13 protein-coding genes are annotated in these 12,279 nt (G+C 62.7%); 3 read left to right on the top strand and 10 right to left on the bottom strand.

Annotated features, from left to right (window positions below):
- The first annotated feature begins 4 nt into the window (after positions 1–4).
- The gene (locus RQ479_RS23550; RefSeq protein ID WP_376702815.1) at positions 5–853 is read left to right on the top strand and encodes a DUF2182 domain-containing protein; all 849 of its coding nucleotides are present in this window, start codon (positions 5–7) and stop codon (positions 851–853) included.
- A gap of 140 nt (positions 854–993) precedes the next feature.
- Here RQ479_RS23550 and RQ479_RS23545 read toward each other — a convergent pair whose 3' ends face one another.
- Positions 994–1,569 (bottom strand): DUF308 domain-containing protein, encoded by a 576-nt coding sequence (locus RQ479_RS23545; RefSeq protein ID WP_376702814.1) that lies wholly within the window; start codon positions 1,567–1,569, stop codon positions 994–996.
- A gap of 77 nt (positions 1,570–1,646) precedes the next feature.
- On the bottom strand, positions 1,647–2,246 hold the full coding sequence (locus RQ479_RS23540) for a TetR/AcrR family transcriptional regulator (RefSeq protein ID WP_376702813.1): 600 nt from the start codon (positions 2,244–2,246) through the stop codon (positions 1,647–1,649).
- A 738-nt stretch (positions 2,247–2,984) separates the two neighbouring features.
- Between RQ479_RS23540 and RQ479_RS23535 the strand changes: the two genes are divergently transcribed.
- Together RQ479_RS23535 and RQ479_RS23530 are read left to right on the top strand one after the other, a co-directional pair.
- A complete protein-coding gene (locus RQ479_RS23535; RefSeq protein ID WP_376702812.1) occupies positions 2,985–3,902 on the top strand; it encodes an alpha/beta fold hydrolase in 918 nt (305 codons plus the stop codon).
- A 104-nt stretch (positions 3,903–4,006) separates the two neighbouring features.
- Entirely contained in the window at positions 4,007–4,330 is a 324-nt protein-coding gene (locus RQ479_RS23530; protein WP_352803534.1) for a hypothetical protein, read from the top strand.
- Between the two features lie 21 nt (positions 4,331–4,351).
- On the opposite strand, the gene recQ is transcribed toward RQ479_RS23530, so the two are convergent.
- The 8 genes from recQ to RQ479_RS23490 form a co-directional block, all read right to left on the bottom strand.
- Entirely contained in the window at positions 4,352–6,187 is a 1,836-nt protein-coding gene (recQ, locus tag RQ479_RS23525) for a DNA helicase RecQ (RefSeq protein ID WP_376702811.1), read from the bottom strand.
- 365 nt (positions 6,188–6,552) lie between these two features.
- Positions 6,553–6,891 carry a cupin domain-containing protein gene (locus RQ479_RS23520; protein WP_376702810.1) on the bottom strand — a complete coding sequence of 113 codons (339 nt, stop codon included), beginning with the start codon at positions 6,889–6,891 and terminating at the stop codon, positions 6,553–6,555.
- 23 nt (positions 6,892–6,914) lie between these two features.
- Positions 6,915–7,682 carry a 2-dehydro-3-deoxy-D-gluconate 5-dehydrogenase KduD gene (gene kduD / locus RQ479_RS23515; protein ID WP_376702809.1) on the bottom strand — a complete coding sequence of 256 codons (768 nt, stop codon included), beginning with the start codon at positions 7,680–7,682 and terminating at the stop codon, positions 6,915–6,917.
- Positions 7,679–8,536 (bottom strand): 5-dehydro-4-deoxy-D-glucuronate isomerase, encoded by an 858-nt coding sequence (gene kduI / locus RQ479_RS23510; RefSeq protein WP_376702808.1) that lies wholly within the window; start codon positions 8,534–8,536, stop codon positions 7,679–7,681. Before kduI ends, kduD begins: the two co-directional genes overlap by 4 nt.
- Positions 8,537–8,564: 28 nt before the next feature.
- Positions 8,565–9,341 carry a FadR/GntR family transcriptional regulator gene (locus RQ479_RS23505; RefSeq protein WP_376702807.1) on the bottom strand — a complete coding sequence of 259 codons (777 nt, stop codon included), beginning with the start codon at positions 9,339–9,341 and terminating at the stop codon, positions 8,565–8,567.
- 10 nt (positions 9,342–9,351) lie between these two features.
- A complete protein-coding gene (locus tag RQ479_RS23500) occupies positions 9,352–10,632 on the bottom strand; it encodes a TRAP transporter large permease (protein ID WP_292656436.1) in 1,281 nt (426 codons plus the stop codon).
- A 4-nt stretch (positions 10,633–10,636) separates the two neighbouring features.
- On the bottom strand, positions 10,637–11,164 hold the full coding sequence (locus RQ479_RS23495; RefSeq protein ID WP_023719697.1) for a TRAP transporter small permease: 528 nt from the start codon (positions 11,162–11,164) through the stop codon (positions 10,637–10,639).
- 103 nt (positions 11,165–11,267) lie between these two features.
- On the bottom strand, positions 11,268–12,245 hold the full coding sequence (locus tag RQ479_RS23490; RefSeq protein WP_352465632.1) for a TRAP transporter substrate-binding protein: 978 nt from the start codon (positions 12,243–12,245) through the stop codon (positions 11,268–11,270).
- Positions 12,246–12,279: the final 34 nt, after the last annotated feature.

Here is a 12,279-nt window from a genome sequence, read left to right as displayed (position 1 = left end):
GCCGATGCCTGACGCGTTCCCCGGGAAATCGTGGCGGCTCCGGAATTTGCGTGGCATGCCGCTCGGCCTTCTCGCATCGCTCGTCATGCTAACAGCGGCGGCGTGGGCGCTGACCCTCAGCATGGATTTGCCTATGGGCATTGCGGTGCGCGGCGGGATGGAGGGTATGGAAGGCATGGCCGGCATGGCGACGGCCGGAATTGCCGCCGACGGTTGGTCACTCGCCGGCGCCGCAGCCTTTCTTGCTGTATGGACGGTGATGATGGCCGCTATGATGCTGCCGGCGGCCGCGCCCATGATCTTTATGTTCGCGGCGGCGCAGGCTAGGCGCGAACAGCACGTCGCCATCCCGGCGTGGATATTCGTCGCGGGCTACATGCTCGTCTGGGCGGCGGCGGGCCTTCTTGTGTATGTCCTGGTCCAGCTAGGAAGCGAGTTTGCGTCGAGCCTCGATCCGCCTCAGCGTTCGAAATGGGCGCCGCTCGCGCTCGGTATGACGCTTGGCGTGGCTGGGCTCTACCAATTCACGACCCTCAAGCACATTTGCCTCAGCCATTGCCGTTCGCCGCTCGCTTTCGTTGCGCAGCATTGGCGCGACGGGCGGCTTGGCGCACTCGAGATGGGCCTGCGGCACGGACTCTATTGCTTTGGTTGCTGCTGGGCTCTGTTTGCCATGCTGGTCGCGGTGGGCGTCATGAGCATCGCCTGGATGCTGCTGTTGACGCTGGTCGTCTTCGTCGAGAAGCTGCTGCAGCGCGGCCGCCGCTTCGAAGTTGCTTTGGGCATTGCGCTGATGGCCCTCGGGATCGCTGTATCGTTCGGCGCGATCGAGATGCCTTGGATGAGCGGCTAGCCCCCAGCCGGGTGGTGAAATTCCAAACACATCGGTCTCATTTTCAGTCCTTAGGGCAAGGGTGGGTCGTTCTGTTTGGCGAACCGATACTAGCAGCTGACAGACCTCTGATCGGGTCGGTGCTGGCTCAAGATAGCGTGCTATGCAGCTTTCCGCCGCAATTGGCTCACGCTCAGCCACACCGCCGAAACCAGGAAGTAGAGGGCGCCTACTGCGGCATAGCCGGCCACGTTGGCGATGGATGGCGGCATCGGCATCCGCGCCTGCGCGATGAAAAACGTGCCTGCCAGTGCTGATTGCCCTCCGCTCAGGATCATCGCCCACTGCGCACCTGAGCTCTTCCAACGGCGGACAGCGGTGCCGAGTTGAAGCAGGCCGGACAGGATCGCCCATAGGCCAAACACCCCGAGCACCCAATTCATGCTCATCTTCAGCGCGACAACGACCGCGAGCGTTGTCGCCACACTGACCACGACGTTGATGGTCTGCGTGCGATTCCGTCCCAATCCTCCGCTGCGCGATGCGTCGACAAAATTGGCCAGGGCATCCCATGCAGGATAAACCACGAGCAACACCGCCGCGACCACCCCGGAATTCTGTCCCACCGTAAAGGCAGCCGCCACCCAGACAGCCGAGAACGCCGTCCGAGCGAAGTAATAGAGCTTAAGCCATTGTTCGTGGCTGGCGCGGGAAAGATCGCTATTGTGAACCGTCATTGGATGTCCTTTCGACTAGTAGGTAGGGGTTCTCGACGAACGTCGCGGAGCCGTTACGGCTATGGTTGGTTGAGGTCTTAGGGTTGTATCTGGAGGGAACGCGGAGCGAGCCGCTCCAGGAGCGGGCCCGTCACGACGCCGAATATCTTCGGATCGCCATAGGCCCGTGCCGAAAGCATCGCGCCGTGAACAGTCGCCATGAAGGCTTCAGCCTCGGCACGAGGGGTACTCATCAGTTGAAATTGGCCGTGCCGCGCGCCGCGCTCCAGCACGGATGTAAGCCAAGCCGACAGGGAGCGGAAATGCGCCCGGACCTCAAGGCCAACTTCCTCGGGCAGAACGGGGAGCTCGCTTGCCAACAGCGCGCAGATACAAAACGGGGCGCTGGCGTCCGCAATGCAGGCTTCCCAATACCCGGCATAGATCCGCAACTGTTCGAGCGGATCGGATTCGTGAAGTTCGACATTTGCCATCCCCGCTTCAGCTTCTTCCCGATACCGCGCAACCAGCGTTCGGACCAGATCGACCTTGCTTGGGAAATGGTGATGGATGCTCGCCTTACGGATCCCGACCACATCAGCGATGTCAGCATAACTGAAACCGTTGTAGCCGCCAGCAACGATCAGTGAACGTGCACAAGCCAGGATGTTGTCAGAGGTGGTAGACAAGTTGCTCATGCCCTTACCTACCTTCTGGTAGGATGGTAGTCAAGCCTTCTTGTAACGCAGCGCCAAAGAGAGAGTAGCGTGGAATTGGGTGGCTATGGCGTAGACGTCATTCGATCTTCATTGTTTCTCGGCCCGCCATCAATTCAGAAAGCTCCGGGTGTTTGTCGGTCGAGATAGCCATCCCACTTCGAGGACTAGGCAACACCCTCCGGCCGACCGGATCATCGCAATCGCCGCGCGGCTCTGGGCGTTTGTACCGACTGCGCTATCTCCCCATCGTTAGCCTTGTTCTATCGCTGGTTGAAGATTGGGAGGTTTCCATGGATCGGCGACTATTTTTGACAGGAATGTTTGGCATTGCCGGGGCGGCGGCCCTTGCAAGCACAGTTCGGCCAATCAACGCAGTGGCCGGCGTTCCAACTGCCAGAAGCGGCATTCTCGATGAACTCGAGGCGCCGGATGTCGAGACCTTCGACGACGACGAAACTCAAGCAGAGTTGCAACCAGTCTACCATCGCCGGTGGCACCGGCCGCGTCGCCGCCGCCGGCGTGCTTGGAGAAGGGTCTGTCGCGTTTACTGGCGAAATGGCTATCGGCGCAGGCGGTGCTTCCGCAGGCGAGTGTGGGTCTGGTTTCGATTCTAGCAACTAGCCGGCTTGAACCCTGGCCATCGAGGCCGGGTTTTTGCCTCAGGCGACCGTTAGCGCCCTTAGAGAGCTTGCCTAAGGGCGCCCGAGGAGGCTGACGGTGTTTGCAGGTTTCAGAGCCACCAGCCTACGACTGGACGATACGACCATTTTCGCAAGGGTCGGAGGCACCGGTCCGCCGCTGCTGCTTCTTCACGGTTTTCCAGAAACGCATCTGATGTGGAGGGATGTCGCCGCAGCCTTGGCGCCCCGCTTCACGGTGGTCGCCGCCGACCTTCAAGGCTATGGGCAAAGCGGATGCCCGGTTTCCTCTGCCGATCATAGCCCATACGCCAAGCGCGCCATGGCCGGCGACATGGTTCAAGCCATGAAGCAACTGGGGTTTGAGCGGTTCATGGTTGCCGGGCATGATCGTGGCGGGCGGGTTGCCTATCGCCTGGCGCTCGACCATCCCGACAAAGTCCTCAAAATCGCCGTCCTCGACATCATCCCCACCGCCGCAACATGGGATCGGGCGGATGCCAGACTGGCTCTCGGCTTCTGGCCGTGGAGCCTTCTTGCCCAGCCGGAGCCCCTGCCGGAGCGTCTGATCGGCGCGGCTCCCGATGCTGTCGTCGACGATGCAATAACGCAGTGGGGATCATCGGCGAAAATGGTCTCCAAAGAGGTCAGGAACGCCTATGTTGATGCGCTTCGCGATCCCGCGCATATTCATGCCATCTGCGAAGAGTATCGCGCCGCTGCCACGATCGATCGTGAACATGACGCGCTGGACCAGGCAAACGGTCGTCGCATCGAGTGTCCGCTACTGGCGCTATGGAGTGGCGAAGGCGCCTTGGAGAACTGGTATGCGCAAGAAGACGGGCCGCTGGCCATCTGGAAGAAATGGGCCGACAGAGTGGCAGGACGCGCTGTCCAAGGCGGGCACTTTTTCCCGGAAGAGCACCCCGACAAGACGGCAGCGGCTCTCTCGGAATTCTTCGAAGACAAACAGGACGGTCGGCACAGAGTGTTGTAGGGGTCACATGCTTCAGTTACGCGAAACCTCGGGAATGCTTCGCGGCCCGAGATCGAGAACCCTCCGAAATCCGTCCGTCCGGCATCAACGTGCTCGATAAGGGAATGAAGGCGATCTCCACCGCCGCGCCTCTGATGTGCAGCCTGATGTTTGTCGGAAGTTGCGCATCGCCTTTGCCGGCATCCTTTGATGCTGCGAAATACGACAAGATGAGTTGCGTCGAGCTCAACGTGGCGATGGGCGCAGTCGCCGACGAAATGTCGGCAACGGCCATCGCTCGCGGCAAAGTCGTCCACACCAACATTCCGGGCTGGCTGTTGGGCGGGCAGCGTGTCGCCTCGACCGTGGCTGCCCGCCAGAGTGCGAAGATCGAGCGCTTGCGGCAGCAGGAGGCTGCGATTGCAGCGGCGAGACGAAGCAGGTGCTGATTGCGTCACTGAAGTGGGTCTTCAGCCCGCCACACCGGATTGATGCGCAGCGATCGCGCCGAGGAATATCTCGCCGAAATCCTTGAGCTTGGCGGCGCCGACGCCGTTGACCGCGGCGAAGGCGTCCAGATCACGCGGGCAGCGTTCGGCCATATCGATCAGTGTACGATCCGAAAAGATCACGAAGGCCGGCACTTGGCGTTCCCGGGCAAGACGCAGCCGTACAGCCTTGAGCGCGGCCAGCAGCGCCGAATCCAGACCTTCCGTACCTGCTGCGGTATCCTCAGGACGTATCTTGCCTCGCGATGACTGGCGCGCGTCCAGGCGATACCGGAATGAAGCCTCGCCCCGAGCCAGCGCACGGCCCTTCTCGGCAATGGCGAGGCCGCCATGGCCGGCTGAGTCCAATGTCAGGAACCCTCCCGCGACGAGCTGGCGGACCAGCGACAGCCACACGTTTTTCTTGTGCGCCACACCGGTGCCGAAGCTGGCAAGCCTATGGTGGTTCCTGTCCAGGACCTTCTCGGTCTCATGGCCGAGCAGGACATCGACGACATGGGCGGCGCCAAAGCGCTCGCCGGTCTGTGCGATCGCCGCCAGGATGATCCGCGCCTCCGCCTCGCCATCCGCATGCGGCGCCTGGTCGAGGCAATTGTCGCAATTGCCGCAAGGCGAAGCACTTTCGCCGAAATAACCAAGCAGGATCTGACGGCGGCACTGCGTCGTCTCGCAATAGCCGATCAGCGTATCGAGCCGGCCATGCGCGCGCCTTTTGTGCTCAGCCGGCGCGTCCTCGTCTTCGATGAAAAGCCGGCGCATGCGGATATCGCCGAGACCGAAGAGCATATGTGCCTCGGCCGCCCGCCCGTCGCGGCCCGCCCGCCCGATTTCTTGATAATAGGCCTCCAAGCTGCCCGGCAGGTCGGTGTGGAAGACATAGGCGACATCCGGCTTGTCGATCCCCATGCCGAAGGCGATGGTCGCCACCATCACCACGCCGGACAAGGTCATGAAAGCGTTTTGATTCGCTTCACGCGCGTCCTTGCTCATGCCGGCATGATAGGCGAGCGCACGTACACCGTTCCGCTCGAGGAACGCCGCCATCTCCTCGGTCTTTTTGCGTGACAGGCAATAGACGATCCCGCTGCGGCCCGCATGGCGCTGCACGAAGCCTAGCAACTGGCGCTTGCTGTCCTGCTTGGGCTCGATGCCTAGCTTGATGTTCGGCCGGTCGAAGCCGAGCACCACGGTATCGACGCGCCCGTCGAACAGCTGCGCGGCAATGTCGGTGCGCGTCGTCTCGTCCGCCGTCGCCGTCAGCGCAATGATCGGCACATCGGGGAAGATGCCGCGCAGCCGCGACAATTCTTCGTATTCGCGCCGGAACGCCGGTCCCCATTGCGAGATGCAATGCGCCTCGTCGATGGCCATCAGCCGGACATCGAGCTTGGTCAACGCCTCGAGCATTCGCACCGTCATGAGCCGCTCCGGTGCAAGATAGAGCAGGCGTGTCTGCCCTGCCGCGACGCGGCGCCATGCAGCAACATTGGCATCACGGTCGAGCGAGGAATTGATCGTATCGGCCGCCACACCGGCAAGGCGCAGTGCGGCGACCTGGTCCTGCATCAGCGCCACCAAGGGTGAAACGACAATGGTGAGCCCGCCCAGGACCAGCGCCGGGACCTGGTAGCAGAGCGACTTGCCGGCGCCGGTCGGCATGACGGCCAGCACATGACGCCTGGCCAGTAGCGCCTCCATCACGGACGCCTGGCCGAGACGAAAATCATCGAAGCCGAAGACATCCTTCAGGACGCGCCGCTTGGAATCCTCTGCCGGAATGCTCGCTGCAAGCTGCATTTACGGAACTTTCGGGGATACGACCTGCCGAAATTCCCCGGCGAATCGCCAGGTGATTGCCTGGACAGCAGATTCGAACATTTATCGACCCCTCTGGTCCCGTCCTCGGCACCGCCTGAAGCGACCTTCTCTCTCTCATTGGCCGATATCAGACTGTCGTTCCAGCCCCTATTCGCCTTGGCTGTGAATATCGCGCCGCCTCGGAGCGGTTAATGCTATCTTCACCATCATTCGGCAGATTCAGGTTCTGCGGTGATGTTTTGAGTACCGCGGCGCCACAAGCGCCCAGGCAACACGCCCGCGTCTCTCCGGAGGCGCGGGTTTTTTCGTTCCGAGAACCGGTTGCCTGATCTTCGGGCCGCAGCTCAGTCGAGGAAATCGGCGCGGGGTGGCGTAAAGCTGTCGACCAGTCGCCCCGCCTCCAGCGCCTTGACGCCATGGACAAGGTTGGACGGGACGATGAAGCTGCTGCCAGTTTCCAGGATCTCGGTCCTGCCGTCGATGGTGACTTCGAAGCGGCCTTCCGCGACATAGCTCGCTTGGACATGCGGATGCGAATGCAGTGCGCCGAGGCCGCCCTTGTCGAAGGCGAACTCGACCATCATCAGTTCATCCGTGTGCAGGAGCACGCGCCTGCGGTTGCCGTCGGGCGTCGGCGTCCAAGCACCCTCGCCGGTATGCGAGAAGATTTTGGTTCCGGTCATCGCCAAACCCTCATCGTTGCTGCTCATCGCGCCAGCCAGCCGCCATCCACCGGCATCACCGCGCCGTGCATATAGTTCGACGCCGGCGCCAGCAGGAAGACGGCTGCGTCGCCGATGTCTTCCGGCGCGCCCCAGCGCCCGGCCGGAATGCGCGCCAGGATCGACGCGCTGCGGTCGGGGTCGGCGCGCAACGCCTCGGTGTTGTTGGTCTCGATGTAACCGGGCGCAATGCCGTTGACATTGATGCCCTTTGCCGCCCACTCGCATGCCAGCAGCCGGGTAATGCCGAGCACGCCATGTTTGGAGGCGGTGTAGGAGGCGACGCGGATGCCACCCTGGAAACTCAGCACCGAGGCGATGTTGACGATCTTGCCGCGCCGCGCCGGATCGGCAAGCACGCGCCTGGCAAAACGCTGGCTGACGAAGAACACCGTCTTCAGATTGACGCCAATGACGTCGTCCCAGTCGGCTTCGGTGAGGTCGACCGCATCGGCACGCCGGATGATGCCGGCATTGTTGACCAAGCCATCGAGCGGCCCGGTATCGTCCCAGACGCGGTCAAGCATCGCTTGAGCGGCGGCATCATCGCCAAGATCGCAGCGGACCGCCTCGAAGCGTCCGCCGGCCGCCGCAATCTTCTCCGCCGTCTCGTCCATCACCGACCGGCCGACGCCGACGACCGCGCCGCCGGCGCGCGCGATCGACACGGCGATGCCCTGGCCGATGCCGGTATTGGCGCCGGTGACGAGGATACGCTTGCCGGTAAGGCTGAAGGCCGAGAGGTCGCTCATTTGAGCTCCTCCATCGCCACCAGGTCGACATCGGTATAGTCGACATTGTCGCCGGCCATCGCCCAGATGAAGGCGTAGTTCGAGGTGCCGGCGCCCGAATGGATCGACCATCCCGGCGACAGCACCGCCTCCTCGTTGCGCATGACGAGATGGCGCGTTTCGTCCGGTTCGCCCATGAAGTGAAACACCCGCGCCGCCTCCGGCAGGTCGAAATAGAGATAGGCCTCCATGCGCCGGTCATGCACATGGCACGGCATGGTGTTCCAGACCGAACCGGGGGCGAGCTGGGTCATGCCGACGACCAGCTGACAGGTCTTTACGCCGTCGGCATGGATGAACTGGAAGATCGAGCGCTCGTTGGAGGTTGCCTGGCTGCCGAGATCGAGCCGCTTGGCATCGCCGATGCGGATCAGCCGGTTGGGATGGCCCTGATGCGCCGGCGCGCTGAGCAGGTAGAACTTAGCCGGCTCAGCCGGGTTGGTCGCAGCGAACGATACCTCATCCGTGCCCATGCCGAGATAGAGCATGTCGCGCGCCTGCAGCGCGTAGGATTGACCGCCGGCTGTCACGATGCCGGCACCGGCGATGTTGACGATGATCATCTCACGGCGGTCGAGAAAATTCTTGGTTCCGGTCGGCTTGATCGCCTGCAGCGTCAGCGGTGTACCGGCGGGCATGGCGCCACCGACGATCATGCGGTCGTAATGGGTGTAGGTCAGGCTGATGCGGCCGGGCTGGAACAAGTCCTCGATCAGGAAATTGTGTCGCAGCTCGTCCGTTCCCATGGCTGCGGCAGAAACAGGATCGATGGCGAAGCGGGAGGTGAAATCGGTATGATTGTCGGTGTGATTCATTGCTGTCCCATGGGGCTGCCTCAATTGCTTATTCAGTTGCCGCGGCCTTGACCGAGTCGGCATAAAAAACCTGGCGCGCGTGCAGGCGCTCGCGATAGCGCTGCTGGCTGGCACCGAGATGCGCGCGCATTGCCTCCCGGGCCGCCTCGGCATCGCCTGCCGAGATGGCATTGAGGATCACCAGATGCTCGCGCTGCAGGCCGCGCTGATAGGCGTCCGATTGGGCGATCTCGGTCGACCAGGGCGAGGTCACATCGCAAGGGATGGCGCGGCGGCCGAGCACGTCGAGCATCTCGACATAGAATGGATTGTTGGTGGCGCTCGCGATTGCGCGGTGGAAGGCAAGGTCGGCCGGTCCTGTCGGCTCGCTGTTGAGGAGCAGCCGTTCGAATTCGAAGAAGGCTTCCTGGATCGCCGCTTCCTGCGCGGCGTTGCGGCGGATGGCAGCGAGCCCGGCGGACTCGATCTCGATCGCCAACCTGACTTCGAGCACGTTGAGGGCGATCGAGTCCTTGCTGCCCATCTCTGCTGCCAGAGCACCGAACGCTGTCGAGATATGCTCGGTGACGAAGACGCCGGCGCCTTGGCGCGGTTCGACCAGGCCGTCCGCGGCAAGCTTGGCCAGCGCCTCGCGTACTACGGTGCGGCTGACCCCGAAGGTTTCAGTCAACTGACCCTCGGTCGGCAGCTTTTGCCCCGGCTGGATCTCGCCCGCCTGCAGCTGTTTGCGGATCGCCGCGACGACGATTTCCGAAAGCTTCGGTCTTCGTTCGACGCGGAGGTCGACTGCGGTGTCCGAGGCCATGTCGCACCCCCTATTTGAAGACGCTCGGCAGCCATAGCGAAATGGCCGGAATGTAAGTGACGAGCGCAAGCACAACGAGACCTGCCGCATAGAACGGCCAGATCGAGCGCATCGATTCCCAGACGGATATCTTGCCCACTGCACACGCCACGAACTGCACTGCGCCCACCGGCGGCGTGTTCAGCCCGATGCCGAAATTGAGGATCATGATGACACCGAAATGCACCGGGTCGACGCCGTAGGCCTGCGCCACAGGCAGGAAGATCGGCGTACAAATGATGATCGTCGGCCCCATGTCCATGAACGTGCCGAGGAACAGCATCAAGAGGTTGAGCAGGAGAAGCACGACCAGCGGATCGTCCGAGATCGCGTTCATGGAGGCGATCAACGCTGCCGGCACTTTCAGGAAGGCCATCAGCCACGAGAACGCCGCCGCCATGCCGATGATGAGCAGCACCATGGCCGTGGTGCGCACGGCGCCATGGGTGGCATGAACGAACCCTTCCCAGGTCATCTGCCGGTAAACGAAGACGGTCACGAGCAACGCATAGATGACGGCGATACAGGAACTCTCGGTGGCGGTGAAGACGCCCGATCGCACGCCGCCGAAGATGATCGCGATCAGCAGCAGGCCGGGCACCGCAACGGCGAAAAGATGCGCGACGGCGGTGAAGCCCGGAAACGCCTCGGTCGGATAGCCGCGGGAGCGTGCCACGATATAGGCGGTGACCATCAGCGACAGGGCCAGTAGCAGGCCCGGGATGATACCGGCCGTGAACAGATCGGCGATGGAGATCTTTCCGCCTGCCGAGATCGAGTAGATGATCATGTTGTGCGACGGTGGCAGCAACAGCGCGATCAGCGCAGCCATCGACGTGACGTTGACGGCGTAGTCCGCTCCATATCCACGCGCCTTCATCTGCGGGATCATCAGGCCGCCTACCGCCGCTGCCTCCGCAACCGCAGAGCCGGAAATGCCGCCGAAGAGTGTAGCGGTCGCGATGTTGACCTGGCCGAGGCCGCCGCGCAAATGGCCGACGAGCGAGCCGGCGAAGGCAACGATCTTGCTGGCGATGCCGCCGCGCACCATCAAGTCGCCGGCGTAGATGAAAAACGGAATGGCCAGCAGCGAAAAGACGCTCATGCCGGAATTCAGGCGCTGGAACACGATGAGCGGCGGCAGGCCCATATAAAGGACGGTGGCGAGGCTTGCGACGCCGAGGCAGAAAGCGATCGGCGTGCCGATAAGCATCAGCAGGGTGAAGACGCCGAAGAGAATCCACAGTTCCATGGCGTCAGACCTTCACGTTGGCGGTGTCGAGTTCGGCTGCAACTTCGGCCGGCGGCAATTCATCGAGGGCATCGTCGATCGGCGCGCCGGAGAGGCGAAGCACGATGCGCTCCAGCGTGAAGAGCACGATGAGCGCGCCTCCGGCGACAAGCGGGACGTAATCCCAGCCCCCCGATATGCCGAGTGACGGCAACACGGAGCCCCACGTCAATGCGACCAGCTGGCTGCCATACCAGATCATGCCGATGCCGAAGGCGAGCGCGACGAGGTCCGAAATCATACGCAGCCAGCGCTTGCCGCCTTTCGGCAGCACGTAGAGCAGGACGTCGAAGCCAAGATGGTAGTTCTCGCGCACACCGACGGCAGCGCCGAGGAAAATGAACCAGCTCATCAGCATCACCGACCCCGGCTCGGTCCAGCTCGGCGAACGGTTCAGCACATAGCGGCCGAACACCTGCCAGGCGACGAAGGCGGTCATCAGCACCAGCCCGATGCCGGCGATCGACAGCGCCGCCGTGCTGACGCGCGACATCACTTGCGCGACGCCGGACAGGAGCGGTCTTGGTTTTGGGCTGGAAGTCACCGGTTTTCTCCCCAAGAGGATGGCGGCGCGGAATGTCCGCGCCGCCGCTTGATCACTGCACGGCCTTGATGGCTTCGACCATGGCCTTCAGCTTGTCGTCCTTGACGTGCTTCTCGTAGACCGGCCCCATCGCGTCGATGAAGGGCTGCTTGTCCGGCGTCGTGATCTGCGAACCGGCCGCCTCTACCTTGGCGCGCGATTCCTTGACCTTGGCGGTCCACAGCTCGCGCTGCTTGGCGACGCTTTCCTTGGCGGCCGCCTTGAAGATCGCCTGGTCTTCCGGCGTCAGCTTGTCCCAGCTCGACTTCGCCATGACGAAGGCTTCCGGCACCATCGTGTGCTCGTCGAGCGAATAGTACTTGGCGACTTCCGCGTGCTTGGCGGTGTCGTAGCTCGGAAAATTGTTCTCCGCGCCGTCGATGACCCCGGTCTCGATCGCCGAATACACCTCGCCATACGGCATCGGCGTCGCGTTGGCGCCGAGTGCCGCCACCATGTCGACGAAGATGTCGGACTGGATGACGCGGAACTTCATCCCGGCCATGTCGGCTACGGTGTTGATCGGCTTCTTCGAATTGTAGAAGGAGCGCGAGCCGCCGTCGTAAAAGGCGAGCAGCACCAGCCCGACCTGGTCGAACGCCGCCGCGATCTGGTCGCCGATCGCCCCGTCCATGACCTTGTGCATATGCTCTTCAGAACGGAAGATGTAGGGCAGCGAGGGCACGGTGGTCTCCGGGATGAGCCCGTTGAACGGCGCCATCGAGACGCGGTTGAGATCGATCACGCCGGTGCGCACCTGCTCGATCGTGTCCTTTTCCTCGCCGAGTTGCGCGGAAGGATAGATCTCGACCACATAGCGGCCGGCCGTGCGCTCCTTCACCAGCTCGCCGAAATATTTGACCGCCTCGACCGTCGGATAGCCGTCCGGGTGCGTGTCGGACGAGCGCAGGACCGTCTGGGCGCTTGCCGTTCCGGCCATCAGTGCGGCGGCAAGTAGCGTAGCTCCCGCCAGTCTCGAAAAATGCAGCATTGGTTTCCTCCCGTTTTGAACGATGGCGGCAAGC

It is taken from the genome of Mesorhizobium sp. ISC25 (genome assembly GCF_042295465.1).
In the GTDB taxonomy this organism is placed as follows: domain Bacteria; phylum Pseudomonadota; class Alphaproteobacteria; order Rhizobiales; family Rhizobiaceae; genus Mesorhizobium.
Note: the sequence above shows the minus strand (reverse complement) of the source record. Positions and strands in the feature narration are given on the sequence as shown.

What these genes read in the sequence shown, in the direction of transcription:
- RQ479_RS23550 (WP_376702815.1), top strand. Translation starts at nt 5, where the DNA reads ATGCCTGACGCGTTCCCCGGGAAATCGTGGCGGCTCCGGAATTTGCGT.
- RQ479_RS23545 (WP_376702814.1), bottom strand. Translation starts at nt 1,569, where the DNA reads ATGACGGTTCACAATAGCGATCTTTCCCGCGCCAGCCACGAACAATGG.
- RQ479_RS23540 (WP_376702813.1), bottom strand. Translation starts at nt 2,246, where the DNA reads ATGAGCAACTTGTCTACCACCTCTGACAACATCCTGGCTTGTGCACGT.
- RQ479_RS23530 (WP_352803534.1), top strand. Translation starts at nt 4,007, where the DNA reads ATGAAGGCGATCTCCACCGCCGCGCCTCTGATGTGCAGCCTGATGTTT.
- recQ (WP_376702811.1), bottom strand. Translation starts at nt 6,187, where the DNA reads ATGCAGCTTGCAGCGAGCATTCCGGCAGAGGATTCCAAGCGGCGCGTC.
- RQ479_RS23520 (WP_376702810.1), bottom strand. Translation starts at nt 6,891, where the DNA reads ATGACCGGAACCAAAATCTTCTCGCATACCGGCGAGGGTGCTTGGACG.
- kduD (WP_376702809.1), bottom strand. Translation starts at nt 7,682, where the DNA reads ATGAGCGACCTCTCGGCCTTCAGCCTTACCGGCAAGCGTATCCTCGTC.
- kduI (WP_376702808.1), bottom strand. Translation starts at nt 8,536, where the DNA reads ATGAATCACACCGACAATCATACCGATTTCACCTCCCGCTTCGCCATC.
- RQ479_RS23505 (WP_376702807.1), bottom strand. Translation starts at nt 9,341, where the DNA reads ATGGCCTCGGACACCGCAGTCGACCTCCGCGTCGAACGAAGACCGAAG.
- RQ479_RS23500 (WP_292656436.1), bottom strand. Translation starts at nt 10,632, where the DNA reads ATGGAACTGTGGATTCTCTTCGGCGTCTTCACCCTGCTGATGCTTATC.
- RQ479_RS23495 (WP_023719697.1), bottom strand. Translation starts at nt 11,164, where the DNA reads ATGTCGCGCGTCAGCACGGCGGCGCTGTCGATCGCCGGCATCGGGCTG.
- RQ479_RS23490 (WP_352465632.1), bottom strand. Translation starts at nt 12,245, where the DNA reads ATGCTGCATTTTTCGAGACTGGCGGGAGCTACGCTACTTGCCGCCGCA.